At 44.1% G+C, this 15,782-nt stretch carries 17 protein-coding genes; 11 read left to right on the top strand and 6 right to left on the bottom strand.

The window, feature by feature from the left end:
• Positions 1 to 9: 9 nt before the first annotated feature.
• From T495_RS0110885 to T495_RS0110910, 6 genes are all read right to left on the bottom strand, one after another.
• Positions 10 to 1,494 (bottom strand): family 10 glycosylhydrolase, encoded by a 1,485-nt coding sequence (locus tag T495_RS0110885; RefSeq protein WP_033148713.1) that lies wholly within the window; start codon positions 1,492 to 1,494, stop codon positions 10 to 12.
• Positions 1,484 to 4,186 (bottom strand): methionine synthase, encoded by a 2,703-nt coding sequence (metH, locus tag T495_RS0110890; RefSeq protein WP_051652009.1) that lies wholly within the window; start codon positions 4,184 to 4,186, stop codon positions 1,484 to 1,486. The genes T495_RS0110885 and metH overlap by 11 nt, the downstream gene beginning before the upstream one ends.
• A gap of 14 nt (positions 4,187 to 4,200) precedes the next feature.
• Positions 4,201 to 4,683 carry an SsrA-binding protein SmpB gene (smpB, locus tag T495_RS0110895; RefSeq protein ID WP_028904250.1) on the bottom strand — a complete coding sequence of 161 codons (483 nt, stop codon included), beginning with the start codon at positions 4,681 to 4,683 and terminating at the stop codon, positions 4,201 to 4,203.
• A gap of 1 nt (position 4,684) precedes the next feature.
• Positions 4,685 to 5,188: a DMP19 family protein gene (locus tag T495_RS0110900; protein WP_033148714.1), complete on the bottom strand. Its 504-nt coding sequence runs from the start codon at positions 5,186 to 5,188 to the stop codon at positions 4,685 to 4,687.
• Positions 5,189 to 5,221: 33 nt separating this feature from the next.
• Positions 5,222 to 6,037 carry an MBL fold metallo-hydrolase gene (locus T495_RS0110905; protein WP_033148715.1) on the bottom strand — a complete coding sequence of 272 codons (816 nt, stop codon included), beginning with the start codon at positions 6,035 to 6,037 and terminating at the stop codon, positions 5,222 to 5,224.
• A 75-nt stretch (positions 6,038 to 6,112) separates the two neighbouring features.
• Positions 6,113 to 8,311, bottom strand: coding sequence for a BamA/TamA family outer membrane protein (locus T495_RS0110910; protein ID WP_033148716.1), 2,199 nt, complete (start codon positions 8,309 to 8,311; stop codon positions 6,113 to 6,115).
• Positions 8,312 to 8,405: 94 nt separating this feature from the next.
• Between T495_RS0110910 and T495_RS0110915 the strand changes: the two genes are divergently transcribed.
• The 11 genes from T495_RS0110915 to T495_RS0110965 all read left to right on the top strand — a co-directional run bounded on the left by T495_RS0110915 (position 8,406) and on the right by T495_RS0110965 (position 15,330).
• Positions 8,406 to 9,149, top strand: coding sequence for an RNA methyltransferase (locus T495_RS0110915; RefSeq protein WP_033148717.1), 744 nt, complete (start codon positions 8,406 to 8,408; stop codon positions 9,147 to 9,149).
• Between the two features lie 199 nt (positions 9,150 to 9,348).
• The gene (locus T495_RS0110920; RefSeq protein ID WP_033148718.1) at positions 9,349 to 10,083 is read left to right on the top strand and encodes an RHS repeat-associated core domain-containing protein; all 735 of its coding nucleotides are present in this window, start codon (positions 9,349 to 9,351) and stop codon (positions 10,081 to 10,083) included.
• Positions 10,073 to 10,696, top strand: coding sequence for a hypothetical protein (locus T495_RS0110925; protein ID WP_028904244.1), 624 nt, complete (start codon positions 10,073 to 10,075; stop codon positions 10,694 to 10,696). Before T495_RS0110920 ends, T495_RS0110925 begins: the two co-directional genes overlap by 11 nt.
• Positions 10,697 to 10,734: 38 nt before the next feature.
• A complete protein-coding gene (locus T495_RS0110930; protein ID WP_155993602.1) occupies positions 10,735 to 11,268 on the top strand; it encodes a hypothetical protein in 534 nt (177 codons plus the stop codon).
• 187 nt (positions 11,269 to 11,455) lie between these two features.
• On the top strand, positions 11,456 to 11,971 hold the full coding sequence (locus tag T495_RS0110935) for a hypothetical protein (protein ID WP_155993604.1): 516 nt from the start codon (positions 11,456 to 11,458) through the stop codon (positions 11,969 to 11,971).
• Positions 11,972 to 12,029: 58 nt separating this feature from the next.
• Positions 12,030 to 12,230: a hypothetical protein gene (locus tag T495_RS0110940; RefSeq protein ID WP_155993606.1), complete on the top strand. Its 201-nt coding sequence runs from the start codon at positions 12,030 to 12,032 to the stop codon at positions 12,228 to 12,230.
• Positions 12,231 to 12,367: 137 nt separating this feature from the next.
• The gene (locus tag T495_RS0110945) at positions 12,368 to 12,979 is read left to right on the top strand and encodes a hypothetical protein (RefSeq protein ID WP_155993609.1); all 612 of its coding nucleotides are present in this window, start codon (positions 12,368 to 12,370) and stop codon (positions 12,977 to 12,979) included.
• Between the two features lie 71 nt (positions 12,980 to 13,050).
• The gene (locus T495_RS0110950) at positions 13,051 to 13,713 is read left to right on the top strand and encodes a hypothetical protein (RefSeq protein ID WP_155993612.1); all 663 of its coding nucleotides are present in this window, start codon (positions 13,051 to 13,053) and stop codon (positions 13,711 to 13,713) included.
• Positions 13,710 to 14,132: a hypothetical protein gene (locus tag T495_RS0110955; protein ID WP_155950104.1), complete on the top strand. Its 423-nt coding sequence runs from the start codon at positions 13,710 to 13,712 to the stop codon at positions 14,130 to 14,132. Before T495_RS0110950 ends, T495_RS0110955 begins: the two co-directional genes overlap by 4 nt.
• Positions 14,133 to 14,472: 340 nt before the next feature.
• A complete protein-coding gene (locus T495_RS0110960) occupies positions 14,473 to 14,934 on the top strand; it encodes a hypothetical protein (protein ID WP_028903833.1) in 462 nt (153 codons plus the stop codon).
• Positions 14,935 to 15,099: 165 nt separating this feature from the next.
• Positions 15,100 to 15,330, top strand: coding sequence for a hypothetical protein (locus tag T495_RS0110965; RefSeq protein WP_028903832.1), 231 nt, complete (start codon positions 15,100 to 15,102; stop codon positions 15,328 to 15,330).
• Positions 15,331 to 15,782 lie beyond the last annotated feature (452 nt).

Genomic DNA, 15,782 nt, shown 5'->3' on the forward strand with positions numbered 1-15,782 from the left:
ACGCCTTCGCTATAGTTTTATTTTCTTCGTTGCCGGCTTACTTTCGTTCTGGATGCGGTTCAATGCAGTAACCACATAGGTCCACTTCTCCTTGCCCTCATTGTATGGCAGTTTGTAGAAGAACTTATCGGTGATAGTAACAATCTTCGAAGGATCGTTCAGATTCACCTTCTCGCCTTTGGCAAAACGATACACAACATATTTCTCTGCATTGCTTTCCCAATGCTTACTGCTTGGCGATATCCAGAACAGGATATAACCGTCCTCAGTCCATACAGGCGACAGTTTCTTCACCTTCTTTGGTGCCTTATTGCTGATGAACGGCATTTCGGGCTGGAGGGCAGGATGCTTCCAGTACACTTCGCGGAGCGATGTGCCATAGTTGCCCACATTATCTACAGCCGCTTTAGCATACCACAGAACAGTACCCTTTACGGCAGGATTCTGGCGATGCAAATTCATCTTGGCACCCAACTGATGCTGGTTGGGATTCTGAGGATCGGCATATTTCACCGTGCGTTCCACATCCTCGCCAATTACCAACGGACGAACAGCAGCGTGCTGACTCCACCATTTAATAAGGGTTGCATAATCAGCGGCCTTATTTCCTATCTCCCAGTACAACTGAGGAACACAGTAATCCAGCCATCCGTTATTCACCCATAACAGGATATCAGCATACAAATCGTCGTAGTTCTGAGTACCATTGGTATTACTACCCACTGGCGAACTCTTCTTGTTACGATAGATGCCAAAAGGCGAGATGCCCACCTTCACCCAAGGCTTCACCTCATGGATGGCCTTGTAGAACTGCTCGATAAACAGGTTCACATTATAGCGGCGCCAATCATTCTGGTCCTTGATGCCGTTAGAGTGATCATGGAACAGCTCATCATCAGGTATGCTCAAACCCTTTACCGGATAAGGATAGAAATAGTCGTCCATATGGATACCGTCCACATCGTAACGCGCCACGATATCCTTGGCCACCTCACAGATATAATCGCGATTCTCTTCGATTCCAGGATTCAGGATAAACAGCTCATCGTATGCGAAACAGTTTGCAGGCTTACGAATCGCGATGTGATTCTTTGCCAACACATTGGTACCCTTGGTCTTGGCTCTGAAGGGATTAATCCAAGCATGCAGTTCCATGTCGCGCTTATGACACTCCTCAATCATCCACTGCAAAGGGTCCCAATAAGGGCTGGGCGCCTTGCCCTGAACACCTGTCAGGAATCGGCTCCATGGCTCTATCTTACTCTCGTAGAGGGCATCGCACTCTGGGCGTACCTGGAAGATAATCACATTCACACCATCCTTCTTCAGCTCGTCGAGCTGATAGGTCAATGTCTGCTGCATCTTGGCGGTTCCCATATTCTGGAACTGTCCGTTCACGCACTGTATCCATGCACCGCGCATCTCTCTCTTCTGCGCATTTCCTGCCACTGCCATCAGCAGAGCGATGGCCATCAAAACTAATCTATTCTTCATATCTGGGTTTATTCTTTCTTGCTTCTTCGAGTGACACAATCTGCGCTTGTTCCTGATGATATTCCTCACGCAGGTTATCATATTTCTTATCAAGTTCGTGCTCCACGGTCTGCTTATCGGCCAACAGCTTGGCAGCCATCAGCGCATTCTGCGAAGCATCCTTCATCCACACCACAGGACCACCGTAAACGGGGGCTATCTTCAACGCTACATGCAGTTCGCTGGTAGTGGCGCCACCAATCATGATGGGAATATCCAGACCAGCTTTCTTCAGCTCCTCAGCCACGTTCACCATCTCCTCCAAACTGGGAGTGATCAGTCCGCTCAATCCGATGATATCCACATGTTCCTCCTGGGCTTTCTTCACTATCTGGTCGGCGGGCACCATGACACCCATATCCACCACCTCGTAGCCGTTACAGGCCATCACCACACTGACAATATTCTTACCAATGTCGTGAACATCACCCTTCACGGTTGCCAACAGCACTTTACCTGCCGAGGTCGTACTCTCGGTTTTCTCGGCTTCTATGAAGGGTTGCAGGATATCTACTGCCTGCTTCATGGTACGGGCGGTTTTCACCACCTGAGGCAGGAACATCTTACCTTCACCGAACAGCTTTCCCACCTTGTTCATACCCGCCATCAGCGGACCTTCGATAATCTCTACCGCATGTTCAAACTTAGCCAATGCTTCCTTCAGATCCTCTTCGAGAAAGGTACCGTCGCCCTTCACTAAAGACTGGGCCAGACGGTCCTCTACCGACGTCTGAAGGCGATCCTCAAAAGGGCGTTTCTCCGCACTTGCTCCCCCAGCCTCTTTCTTGGCCAACTCCTCCTCCATGATTTTGCCAGCCAACTCGATGAGGCGCTCAGAGGCACCCTTCTTACGATTCAGCACAACGTCTTCAATAACCTCAAGCTGGTCTTGAGGAATATCAGCGTAAATTACTTTCGTAGAAGGGTTTACGATACCAAAATCCATACCATGCTGAATGGCATGATAAAGGAATACGGCATGCATTGCCTCACGGATATAGTTGTTACCACGGAACGAGAAACTCAGGTTACTCACACCGCCGCTAACGTGCGCGCCTTTCAGGTTTTCATGAATCCAACCCGTTGCACGGATAAAATCGGCGGCATAGGCATCATGTTCCTCCATACCCGTAGCAATGGCCAGGATATTCGGGTCGAAGATAATGTCGAGCGGGTTCATGCCTACCTGTTCGGTAAGAATACGGAAGGCGCGCTCAGCAATCTCAATACGTCGCTCATACGTGGTAGCCTGTCCTTCTTCATCGAAACACATCACTACCACCGCAGCGCCATAGCGCATCACATCCTGTGCGTGCTCAATAAACTTCTGTTCACCCTCTTTCAGTGAAATCGAGTTCACAATGCTCTTGCCCTGCACACATTTAAGTCCAGCCTTGATGACCTCCCAGTTCGACGAGTCGATCATTACAGGCACCTTGGCAATATCCGGTTCGGCGGCAATCATGTTGAGAAAGGTGGTCATTTCCTGTTGGGCATCCAACAGACCATCGTCCATATTGATATCAATCACCAGCGCTCCGTCGCTCACCTGCTTACGGGCTATCGACAGAGCTTCGCTGTAATTCTTTTCCTTGATAAGTCGCAGGAATTTGCGTGAGCCCGCCACATTACAACGCTCACCCACATTTACAAAATGTACCTCTTCGGTGACGTTCTGCAGTTCCAATCCCGACAACCACATCGTGCTCGGCATAGAGGCTGGCACATGGGGCTTCTTGCCTACCACCAATGGCTGGTACAAGCGGATAAATTCATCAGTGGTACCACAACAACCACCGATGATGTTGACGATACCCTCGTCCACCAGTTCACCCATCTTAGGCGCCATACTCTCGGCAGTCTCGTCATAGAGTCCGAGCGCATTAGGCAATCCGGCATTAGGATAGCAACTGATATAGTATGGGGCTTTCTGGGCCAGTTCGCGGATAAAGGGTTTCATCTGCGTAGCACCAAAAGAGCAGTTCAATCCGATAGAGAATATGGGATACGTGCTAACGCTGGCCAGGAAGGCATCGAGTGTCTGTCCTGAGAGTGTTCTGCCCGCCAGATCGCTCACAGTTACCGAGAGCATAATGGGCAGCTGTAATTGCCTTTTCTCCATCACCCGCATAGCGGCATCGATGGCACACTTGGCATTCAGTGTATCGAAGATGGTCTCTATCAACAAGGTGTCAACCCCGCCCTCAATCAGTCCGTCAACCTGTTCCATATAGGCATCCAACAGTTCGTCGTATGTAATGTCGCGGAGCGCAGGATTGCTGACGTCAGGCGACATCGACAGGGTTTTATTGGTCGGTCCTATCGAACCAGCCACGAATCTTGGTTTTTCCTCTGTAGTAAATTTGTCGGCTTCGATGCGCGCCAACTGAGCACCCTTGCAAGCCATTTCCCAAGCACGCTCCTCTAACTGGTAGTCAGCTTGCGAAATACGTTGGCTGCTGAACGTATTGGTCGTAATGATATCAGCGCCGGCTTCGAGGTATTTACGATGAATTTCCGACACCACTTCGGGGCGCAAAAGGTTAAGTTCATCGCTGTTACCTACCTTACCGATCACAGCACCAATCATCGTTCCCATGGCTCCATCGAGTATGAGAACTCTCTCGTTTATGATCTCGTTTAGTTTACTCATGTCTTACTGTTCAATCACTTCCAAACTTTCATTGCACGGTCCATCTCACGGCGATCCTCCTTCTCTTTCAGCGTCTGTCGCTTGTCGAACTCCTTCTTACCCTTACACAGCGCCACATCCACCTTGGCACGACCTTTCTCGTCGATAAACACCAGGATGGGCACAATGGTGTAACCCGTCTGTTTGGTGGCACTCTCTAAGGCACGGATCTCTTTCTTGTTCAACAGCAGTTTGCGGTCGCGCTTCATCTCGTGGTTGTTGTACGAACCGTAGAAGTAAGGGCTTACATTCATGCCCTTCACCCAGAGTTCGCCGTTGATCACCACGCAATAGGTGTCAACCAGACTCGCCTTTCCCAGTCGGATACTCTTGATCTCCGTACCCGTCAGCACGATACCAGCTGTATAGGTATCGATGAAGAAGTACTCGAACGAGGCCTTCTTGTTGCGAATCTGCACCGGACTCTTTTTCCTTATCTGTTCCTCAGTCTTATTCATATCACTTAATAGTTGCGAAGTTCTCGAGATGATCATCGACATAATGTGCGATGTCGCTCACCCACTCCTCTTCGTTCTCAATAAAGATGTCGTCGAGGTTCTCGAATTCCGGATACTGCTCAAACATGGCCATGAAGTCCTCGTCGCTCTTCTCTGTTTCTATCTCCTCACGATATTTCAGCCACAGCGTGTGGGCATCGTAGATCAGCTTCGATGGCGCACGCATATCCCACTGGCGTAAGGCTTTAGCCAGCGGATTCTTGAAGATAAATGGTCCGTAGCCGTTGTAGATGAGCTGTACGAAACCACCATCCATCACCTCTTCGTGCAGGATACTCCAAGCCAATAGCGTCAGCTGGTCGGCATTGAGCTGCTGCATACTCTCGGCTGTCAGTTCGCCGCCAATGGCGTCGTAGATAGCCTTTACAAACACATCCAGGAATTCATCCATTCCCTCCATGGCTGCCTTCTGCAGCTCTTCATCCTTTACAATTACCTCGACCATCTTTTTTTGACTATTTGATAATTTATACGATTGTTACGCCTCGTTATTCTCGAGTTCATAGACACCAGTAGGCGTTTTGCGCTTAAGCACTTCGAGTTTCAAGTCCTTACCAGGAATCACGCCATGACTGCGCAGGATGGTCTCCACCGTCTTACGGGCCAATTCGGGGTGATTATTCTCTTCGCTCAGATGGCATAGCCACACATGCTTAAGTGCTTCGGTCATATTCTCCACTAAGGCTTCGCCGCACTCCATGTTCGACAGGTGTCCGTTGCCGCTTCTGATGCGCTGCTTCAGATAATCGGGATAAGGCCCCGTCTTCAGCATCTCTACATCGTGGTTAGCCTCAATGACCAGATAGTTGGCACGACGGATGCTGGCGCAGATATCCTCTGTGATACGCCCCACGTCGGTAATTACCACAAACACAATACCCTCAACCTCAATCTCGTAGCCCACATTCTCAGAGGCATCATGAGGCACCGCAAAAGGTTTCACTTTGAAGTCGCCAAGGGTGATACTCTCACCTGGTACTATTTCTTTCTTATGGTCAGCCGATACTTTGCGGGTAATGCAATAGTTCTTATCTATTCCCTCGTGCACTTTGTGCGTAGCATAGACAGGCAGATTCATGTCATGACTCAGGGCTCCTACTGATTTGATATGATCAGCATGATCGTGTGTTATCAGGATGCGCTTCACAGAATTCAACTGAATACCGTATTCCTTACAGTATTTCTTCAGTGTGCGTATTCCGATGCCTATATCTATTATCAGCCCGTCTGTCGCAGTGCCCAGATAATAGCAATTACCGCTGCTACCGCTTCCAAACGATATAAATTTCAACATGTCGTATAATAATTTTCGTGCAAAGGTACTAAAATAATATGAAACGGCACCCGCTTTTCACATTATTTATTAATTTTAGAATGGCATACCTACTGCGAAGTGAAAAGCCAAATCGCGCGACAGACGTGGGTGCAACAACGGGTAGTGATCGTCTGATTCTATCTCGAAAGCGGGGTTCACCGCCTTCATACCCAAATCGAAGCGCAGGATAAAATAGTCAAAATTTAATCTTACGCCCATACCATAGCTAACCGCCAGATCGCTCAACAATCGACTAAAGGTAAAACGTCCGCCTTCCTGACCATTATAATCCCTGAAAGTCCATATATTACCAGCATCCACAAAGAGTGCGCCATTAAATTTCCAGAATAGCTTGGTTCTGTATTCCGCATTCAAGTCGAGCTTCATATCGCCCGTCTGTGTAATAAAGTTTATACGCCCGTCTTTATCCTTATAGCGACCTGGTCCCAAGCTTCTCACAGTCCATCCTCTGACGCTGTTGGCACCACCCGAGAAGTAACGTTTCTCGAAAGGCAGCACGGTCGAGTTGCCATACGGATAAGCCAGCCCCACACCGATATGGAACACCAACTGGTCGTTAGTACCTCGCATCAGCTCCTGGGTATAATCAAAGTCGCCCTTCACATACTGGGCATAGGCAATATTAAAGAGCGTGTATTGTCCCGTCTCGCTGTTCTTCGAGGCGTTCAGCAGTTTCGAACTGATATTCAGCAGATTACCAGCCGTTTCCACATTCGCCTTCAGAGCCACATGACCGTTATTATACGCATAACCGAAGCCCATACGCATGATAAAGAGATCCTCGTAGTTATAGCGAAGGATAGCGTTATAGTTCGTCTCATTGTCTAAATACTCCTTCTTGAAGGTCTCGCTGATCCAGGGCATGAACACATAGTTCAGGTTCACCAGATCAAAGCGGTAGCTGTCGTGATGATTCTGCGGTTTCCACTGGTACGACCAACCAGCAGTGAGCACACGACGGTGGAACTCAGGACGGTCTTGCGTGTCGTAAATCAGTGACAGATCGCTCGTGGCAAGTGTTCTGCGACGGAAACTGCGACTCAGGAAAGGCATGATGAATCGTGGGAACGAGAGTCGCGTCTCAACACTATACTCCGTAAAGTTCCGATGACTATACCCCTCCAGACCCTTGATGGCCTCGTAGGCACCACGCAGCTGCAGACTGAAAGTCTCGGAGCCACGAAACAGGTTACGGTTCTGATACGTCAGCGATGCAGCCGCACCGAAATCACCAGCCGTATTCGTACCCTCAGGTTGAAAACTGATGGTCGATGGCTTGTTGGTCTGTATCTGTATCTTGGCGTTGAGCAGTGTTGTATCGGGCTGCTGTTCAAAAGCAATATTAGTGTACTTCACCGCTCCCAAACGTCCGAAGTGGTTATACGTGTTCTGCAGTTTCTCTGCCGAATAAGGACCACCCGCCTCTAAAAAGGTATTCTCGCTGAGCACCTTCGGACGCAGATGCAGCCGCTGCTCCTCGCCGGAACTTTCATACGCGATATCATCGATAAGATAAACTTTGTGCTGCTGTTGCAGACGCAACTTCAGGTTCACGCCGTGCTGCTGTTCATCTTTCTGAGCCGCATAGGTAATATACTCCTTATGAAAACGGAAATAACCGTTATTCTGCAGATGCTGCGTCATCTGGTTGCGTTCGGCCGACAAGGTCTCCACACTGAACTGCATACCGGGGTGCAAGAGCGAACGACGGTGCTTCATCAAACGTGCAACCGTCGTATCCTCGATTTCATATTCCAGTTCACGCACGAAATACGGCTGTCCCGGATGCAACACATAGACGGCATCCAGCTTATGTTTCTTCTGGTCAGTGTACAGTTCAACCTGGGCATCCAGATAGCCTTTGTTCTGCAAAGCCTGCTGCAGGTCCTTACAGGTCATCTGAGCCTGCACCGAGTCGTAGATCACCGGCGCCTCGCCCATCTGGCGCAGCGTACGGTTCACCCATGAGCTATCCTTACCAGCCAGCGCATAGACACCTAAGGGCAGTTTCACGGCCGAAAACCAGCGCGAGTTACCCTTCTGGCGTACATAGCCCTTCAGTTGACTGGTACTGATATCGCAATATTTTCCATCGGCCACCACCTTGACGTCATCCAACAGATAACTGCCTTCCGGAAGGTCGCGCGTTACCGAGCAACTGCACACCAATAGTGCCGCTGCCGACAAGCATACATATGGTAAATACCTATATTTTTCTCTTTTTCGACTCATTTTCGCTGCAAAATTAATAAAAACTCTCAATTCTTAATTCTAAATTCTCAATTAATTCGTATCTTTGCACAGAATTTTCGCATTTTTATAGTATATGATCAGCAAAAATCAGATAAAATACGTGCATCAGCTCGAACTCAAGAAGTTTCGCAAGCAAGAGGGTCTTTTCATAGCCGAAGGACATAAGGTGGTTGGCGATTTGTTGGAAGCCGGTTTCACCCCTCGTCAGTTATTCGCTACTTCCGACTGGCTTGCCACCAATCAGATGGCAGGCGCCATTGAGGTCACCCCCGACGAGCTCACACGTCTCTCACTCCTGCAGCACCCGCAACAAGTGCTCGCCCTCTTCCCTATCCCTGAGACATCAGCCATCAGCCTAGACAGCTCTGCCCTCAGCCTTCTCCTCGACAATGTTCAGGACCCAGGCAATCTGGGCACCATCATCCGCATAGCCGACTGGTTCGGCATCTCCACCATCTACTGTAGCGAAGGTACTGTCGATGCTTGGAACCCTAAGGTTATCCAAGCCACAATGGGTTCTATCGCCCGCGTACAGATTGTATATACCAACCCCATCCAACTGTTCGACAGTCTGCCCGCCGACTTCCCCATCTACGGCACTTTCCTCGATGGCGAGAATATCTACACCCAGTCACTTTCGCAGCATGGCATCATCGTCATGGGCAATGAGGGTAACGGCATCAGCGAAACCGTTCGTGCCCGCGTCACCCACAAACTGTTGATCCCCGACTTTCACCAAGGCGACACGGCCGACAGTCTCAACGTAGGCGTTGCCACCGCCATCACCTGCAGTGAGTTCCGCCGCCGCAGTCTATAGAAGTCATCCAAAAAGTGATTAATCATACGTCGTTTTTCTCTAAGTACTTTTCACGTGCAAAGTAGTTAGCGCGCAATAATTCTTTAGGTACTTTGCAAAATTTTCATAAAAGACTACTATCCATTGTTAAAACATGGTGTTGATATTAAAACTTTTACTATCTTTGCCATGGTTATTTAAATAACTAAAAGCCATTGATATGAAACCCTATTATCCCTTCGGCGCCCCATACGCAGACAACTCAGCCGCCACAAATCCCGACTTCCAACCCTACAAATACAATGGCAAGGAACTCGATAAGATGCATGGCCTGAACACTTACGACCACGGCGCCAGACAATATGACCCAATCCTGCTAAGATGGGATAGAATAGATCCATTGGCAGAAGATTATAGAGGAATCAGTCCGTATGTGTATTGTGGAAATAGTCCTGTGAAGTATATTGATCCGGATGGAAATAAAAAAACACAAAGAAGTAAGGCTACTGGAATTGAAGTTGAAATAGATTATTATGCACCAAGAATTAGAGGAGGTGGATATTATCATTCAAGATCACGTGAGAGCCTATTTGTAGAAGATGCGAGTGAGTTGAGTGATTTGATTAGAAAGTATGACCATGATTGGTCCCAAACAAGTACAGAACAGGCAGTTCTAATTCTACATTCATGTGCAACGTCTGAGTTTGCTCAGAAAATTTCCGGGGCTCAGGAGTTTCAGAATGTAATTATTATAGCTCCTACAGAAAATGTTCATACATCATCAAATGGTGATGAAAGGATTGCTACTACAATTAATGAAAAAACAGGTGAAGAGGTTGAAGGTCATTGGGAAGTATATCTTAATGGGAAGCCACTTGTGGACGAATCTGGAAATCCTATAACTTACCCCTCGGATAGTCAAGTTGGAACAAAAGGTTTTGAATATGGATTTTAAACTTATAAAGCTTGTAGGCAAACTACTTGTTTGCATATGTATTTTTCTGTCATGCAGAGGTATCCAGAAATCGTCTATAGATGATTTTCAGATTGTATGGGCGACTGATTATTCCGAAAATGGACTGGATTTTTTGCTGAATAAGGATACTACATATATATATCCTGATAGTACGTTTCTCCTAAAAAAAGGTATGTCATTTTACTCTCTCTCTGATCAGGAATATAGCTTAGCTAAAGATATTCTTAGGAATTACTTTAACTACTATCTTTACGATAGAGATGGTTGTGTTAATGAGGAGCCTTTTCGGCTAAGAAAGTATTTCCGCCAATATGTTGGCTATAAGAAAAATGATTCGATATATGTTTATGTAAATCTATATACGCATTTCCCAATAATTCGAGAACCAGAATGCATGTGTACAATCAGTCCAAGTCAAAATGTACTTGTATACAAAGAAGAAGGGGGTAGGAATTACGGAACTGCAATTATTGATATAGCCAACAAGATGGTAATATATTTCAAAGTGAATTCTACGGATTCGAACTATAAAGCAGGAGGTTACTCAGAGAAGGAATTAAAAATTCTATTTCCTCATATGGAAAGTGAATAATCAAGTAATCACACGAAGATAGACATAATAAGTTATATATGAAACTGAAATTATTATTACCATTATTGCTATCTGGAGCGATGCCGGTCTATGGTCAGGTGAATCTGTCTGGCATGGTGCCAGAATCGGCCGACAGCTTGCAGAAATGCAAAATCCGCTACTTCTCTCCCGGCAGAGGCGGGATGAACAGAGTATGGGACTTTTCCAAAAAGCTGGGCTCTAAGGAGTCTTCGCAGGTGATGTTTATGAAAGACAGCACAGGCATGGTGTCGGTCATTGAAACCGGTAATATCACCTACGACTGGAACAACAACCCGAAACAGATATACTTCACCAACGGCAGCGTGACGAAGTATGTATATAGCACATCAGGCAAGAAGCTACGTGCTGTTCACTATACCGCCAAGCCGAATATCACCAGAACCTGGGGTGTGAAGCCTGCCGAGCTGACATCATCGCAGATATTGCAAGCAGACTCTACGGACTATCTGCTTGGCGGCAGCCTCACCCTCAAGAACGGCAAGGCGATGCTTCACCCTCTTTTTATGGTGAAGGGAACGATGGTAACTTAGCCGCAAAGATGAAAATTCCCGTGTTTGTATTAGGACATAACAATAATGTTTATGGTATCGTCAGTAATAGAGACCAGTATTCAATATTTTCTTTACCTGGGAATTTCAGTAAAGTGAGCAGTTTACTCAGAACAAATTTATCATTTGCAGAATACATTAAAAATAACAATTGGCAAATTTAATTTTTATGAATAAAATATTTTATTGTCTAAGTACACTTTGTATATTTTTCTATGGTTGCTCAAATAAAACGAACATAGAACATACAGGCATACCTGTTTCAATAATCAACAAAAGTTTATTGAATCAAATTGACTATTATATAGGTAAATACCCTTACAATGACACCTTATTGATTTTGTCAGACATTGATGAAAATTGGTTAGACAATCAGAAAATCCATGACTATTGGATAATTGGTCCGGCATATAGCGAATTTATCTGTTCTAGGAAGGATATTTCTTTATTCTTCAAGTACAACAATACCATTATCTTTTTGCAATCATCACTTAGTGGGCTAACCGATTCTTCATATATAAAAAGAGAGTATCCTAAGAATAGGAATCAAGAGAATAGCCATGAAGTTGAAAAATTATTTTATAAGCACGCAATCGTATGTGAACAAGATTCTAATGGAACGTTTAGTTTTGTTACAGACGAGGTGAAAAAACGTGTAGATTTTGTGGCTCCACCAATAGAATAAATAAAAAGGACCTATGTGATTCACGGAATCGAGAAAGAGAAATTATGGGGTTAAGAAAATGATCATTATCGAATTTGTGATGTATTTTTATGAAACAGAAATTATTACTACCATTATTGCTATATGGAGCGATATCAGTCTATGGTCAGGTGAATCTGTCTGGCATGGCACCAGAATCGACCGACAGCTTGCAGAAATGCAAGATCCGCTACTTCTCGCCCGGCAGAGGCGGGATGAACAGAGTATGGGATTTTTCTAAGAAACTGATAATTCATATGGAAAAGGTCCAGGGATTTGGAGTACTATAAAAAATGGTAAATACACGACCTCCCAATATTCTGGAATGAGAGACCTAAAGCCTGGTACGAGTGGATTTGAATACAAATAATATTTGCAATGAAAAAAATAAATTCAAGAAAGAGAGTATACTCTACAGTGTTTTGCATCGCTTTAACAACATCTTTCGTGTTGTGTTATTTGCCTTTTGTCCAGCTTAATGATATTGATGCTGAGGAATACCTTGGCGGATATCTTGATGACTCTTGGCATGATCGGATACTGGAATTGAAATTACGCTTCCAACTATATCCCACATGTTGGTATATTCATAAAGGTGATGTCTATTCTGAAATACCGTTGCTTTATGGTAATAGTGCCCCACGAAAAATGACTATCAAGTTTAATTGGGACAATAGTATCACACTTATTGATGGGGCATATAGATACGATTTGAATGTAGTCCGTGTTGTTACAAAACCACAATTGTTTCTATTCAAGCCTAAGTTGTATCCCAATGTATATGATTCAGACGATTATTATCCTTTACAGAATCATGAAACAGAAGACTCTCTATTTAGCGGAGTTTTTATGTATGACAAGAAGGATAATGGAATAGGAATCTATCGTCAAAAAAGTATGTTGCCGTTTGGAGGCAGACGCATTGGTTTTATAATTAGTATTGACGGGAAAGAGGGCTTAACAGGTAAAGAATCACCATTTGATTATTAAAAACGTGTAGAATAAAATGGAATCAATGGTTAAATGAAGTTATCATTACAACCATTTGTAAAAAATCACATATGAAACTGAAATTCTTACTATCATTATTGCTATCTGGAGCGATGCCGGTCTATGGTCAGGTGAATCTGTCTGGCATGATGCCAGAATCGACCGACAGCTTGCAGAAATGCAAAATCCGCTACTTCTCTCCCGGCAGAGGCGGGATGAACAGAGTATGGGACTTTTCAAAGAAACTGGGCTCCAAGGAGTCTTCGCAGGTGATGTTTATGAAAGACAGCACAGGCATGGTGTCGGTCATTGAAACCTTTAAGAATAGCTACTATCGTACAACCCCCGACACGCTTGTACTCCTTGGCAGTGAAACGGCGTTGGAAAAACGTGCGTATGTCGATGATAAGATCTCCAAGAGATTCCCGCTTGTATATGGCGACTCTATCAGCATGCCTTTCCGATGCGAAGGCATGTATTGTGGTAATCATCCTTTCCGTGAGTTAGGTGTAACCACCATTAAGGTTGATGCCATGGGGGCTATCGTACTGGCCGAGAACGATACGGTAGATCATGTCAGACGAGTACATACCATTGATTCCTATTCTATCTGCATGGATATTCTATCTTTAGTAAACGATGCAAATAAAGGTCTTAATAAGACCGGGATGCAGATTGTTTATAGAAGAACGGGAAGTGATGTTAATAGTTATGATTTAGACGTGGTAAGATGAAACAGATTGTATATATATCGTTATTTTTGTTTTGTGTCATGTCTTGCTCAAAAGGATATGATAAAGCAAGGCTGATAGCTGGCGATAGCTGTCAGTATTGGTATTATGCGCATTCAGATCCTGATGTCAAAACAAAATTCTACATGTATTTTGATCGTGAAGGAAGGATGTATACTCTCGAAGAAAGATATGCCGACAAGAAATTCTATCTCCATGATGTAGATGACGTGGAAACTATTCCAACATGGTCTATGGTGAATGATTCTGTTATTGAAATGGGTTCACTCAATTGGAAATTGACCATTGTGAATGATACTTTTCTTATCATCACGACAGACGAATACCACTGGGGTGATACTTTGTATAAAGTGACTGATGCATATTTGCTGAAGAAACTACAAAAAGTTCCCATTCCGTAAGGGCAAAAGGATTGAAGGGAGGTGAGAGTGATCATTACAACCATTAGTGATATATTATTTATGAAACTGAAATTATTACTACCATTATTGCTATCTGGAGCGATGTCGGTCTATGGTCATGTGAATCTCTCTGGCACGGGACTGTCCCCTGACATGCGAGATATCTGATTCTTATGGAACGACTGAGACAAAATCGGTACAGCAGCAAACCAAAGATCGCTCACATGATGTGCCTCATTGGGAAGCGGGTGGTATAAAGACAGATAATGGTAAGCCTGAAATGAACAAATATGGAAGGCCCAAATTAAGAAATTCAAAAAGTAAAGCAGAATACGAATAAATGGAAACATTGGAACAAAAAAAGCGAAAGCTTATTGGCAAGATTAAGTATCTTGATAAATATATCAGAACACTTAATAGAATCATTTTAAAGGGAGTTGAACCAACAATGTTATTATCTGTTGTTGAAACAGATAATATATATCCTTTGAGTTTAATTTACAAAACTGTTAATAAAAGAACCTTGGATTTTTGTGATAAAAAAGAAGAATGGGGAATGATAAAGGATATTTTTGGTAATAATCCTTTGTATATTTGGTTAACACATGGTAGTGAATGTGGTTTGTGTCCCTTGGAATCAATAGATTTATTTAATATCGATTTTGATTATGAAGATGACCCAGAAGGAATAATCGTTCTGATTACACATGATTTTTCTAAAAAGATAGTTTTGGATTTTTATGAGGAGAGTAATGGAAAGAAAATAGATATTATAGTTAAAAGTATTATTAAGAAGAAGTAAAGCGTCTGTCATCCCCTGGCAATTACAACAGGCAATTCAAATAATACAAACAAAAAAATGAGAATGGACTTGAAAAATAGATTCATGGTATTATTAATAATTCTACCATTATTATATAGTTGCTCAAAATTTGAGAATAAACTTTCTCAATATATGTAGAAAGATATGCCTACATGTACAGATACAACATATTGGCGCATAGTTGATTTGCAGGATGTTGTAGGCGTCAAGTACGATAAATTGTTTCTAATAGGATCTGATTTCGAAGAAGATATTGCAAGAGAAACTGGAAAAAGCTTTTTCCAGCCTTGGGGATGGTTGCGTAATCATAAAAGTAAACCTTGGGGGCATGGGGTGTCACTCAAAAAAGGAAAGGAATCTGAATGGACAAACTAAGATAGCTATTAAGTCTCTTGGTGTTTGCTTCTGCTTCGATGTTGGCACAAAGTACAGGGCAGAACTCTGGATTCACAGGGGCGGAGAAGGTAATCATTATAATTATTAGTGATATGTTGCATATGAAACTGAAATTATTACTACTATTATTACTATCTGGAGCAATGTCGGTCTATGGTCAGTTCAACTGCCTAATAATCGTAAAAACTTTTTGTTAGAGTTGCTGACTTAAGTAAATTCAGTCGATTTTTATGCTGAGTTAATTCGATTGATGATTTGAGCTGGCTCGATTGATCGTTTGAATTAACTCGCGGTTTTTCAGTCACCCCTACGATATCAAAAAACGATCAATAATGTGTCACTATTTCTCTAAGATATGGGCCACTCAATCCTTGTATTGTTGATTCACATTGCAAAAGTAGCCATAAAAAACAGAAAAACAGCATTTTAGC

The sequence above is a fragment of the Prevotella sp. P6B1 genome (assembly GCF_000702825.1).
GTDB lineage: Bacteria > Bacteroidota > Bacteroidia > Bacteroidales > Bacteroidaceae > Prevotella.

Bases quoted from the DNA above. Each gene is read 5' to 3' on its own strand.
- T495_RS0110885 (WP_033148713.1), bottom strand. From the start codon at position 1,494: ATGAAGAATAGATTAGTTTTGATGGCCATCGCTCTGCTGATGGCAGTG.
- T495_RS0110960 (WP_028903833.1), top strand. From the start codon at position 14,473: ATGGAAACATTGGAACAAAAAAAGCGAAAGCTTATTGGCAAGATTAAG.
- T495_RS0110945 (WP_155993609.1), top strand. From the start codon at position 12,368: ATGAAAAAAATAAATTCAAGAAAGAGAGTATACTCTACAGTGTTTTGC.
- T495_RS0110950 (WP_155993612.1), top strand. From the start codon at position 13,051: ATGAAACTGAAATTCTTACTATCATTATTGCTATCTGGAGCGATGCCG.
- T495_RS0110925 (WP_028904244.1), top strand. From the start codon at position 10,073: ATGGATTTTAAACTTATAAAGCTTGTAGGCAAACTACTTGTTTGCATA.
- smpB (WP_028904250.1), bottom strand. From the start codon at position 4,683: ATGAATAAGACTGAGGAACAGATAAGGAAAAAGAGTCCGGTGCAGATT.
- metH (WP_051652009.1), bottom strand. From the start codon at position 4,186: ATGAGTAAACTAAACGAGATCATAAACGAGAGAGTTCTCATACTCGAT.
- T495_RS0110920 (WP_033148718.1), top strand. From the start codon at position 9,349: ATGAAACCCTATTATCCCTTCGGCGCCCCATACGCAGACAACTCAGCC.
- T495_RS0110900 (WP_033148714.1), bottom strand. From the start codon at position 5,188: ATGGTCGAGGTAATTGTAAAGGATGAAGAGCTGCAGAAGGCAGCCATG.
- T495_RS0110930 (WP_155993602.1), top strand. From the start codon at position 10,735: ATGAAACTGAAATTATTATTACCATTATTGCTATCTGGAGCGATGCCG.
- T495_RS0110955 (WP_155950104.1), top strand. From the start codon at position 13,710: ATGAAACAGATTGTATATATATCGTTATTTTTGTTTTGTGTCATGTCT.
- T495_RS0110910 (WP_033148716.1), bottom strand. From the start codon at position 8,311: ATGAGTCGAAAAAGAGAAAAATATAGGTATTTACCATATGTATGCTTG.
- T495_RS0110915 (WP_033148717.1), top strand. From the start codon at position 8,406: ATGATCAGCAAAAATCAGATAAAATACGTGCATCAGCTCGAACTCAAG.
- T495_RS0110940 (WP_155993606.1), top strand. From the start codon at position 12,030: ATGATCATTATCGAATTTGTGATGTATTTTTATGAAACAGAAATTATT.
- T495_RS0110935 (WP_155993604.1), top strand. From the start codon at position 11,456: ATGAATAAAATATTTTATTGTCTAAGTACACTTTGTATATTTTTCTAT.
- T495_RS0110965 (WP_028903832.1), top strand. From the start codon at position 15,100: ATGCCTACATGTACAGATACAACATATTGGCGCATAGTTGATTTGCAG.
- T495_RS0110905 (WP_033148715.1), bottom strand. From the start codon at position 6,037: ATGTTGAAATTTATATCGTTTGGAAGCGGTAGCAGCGGTAATTGCTAT.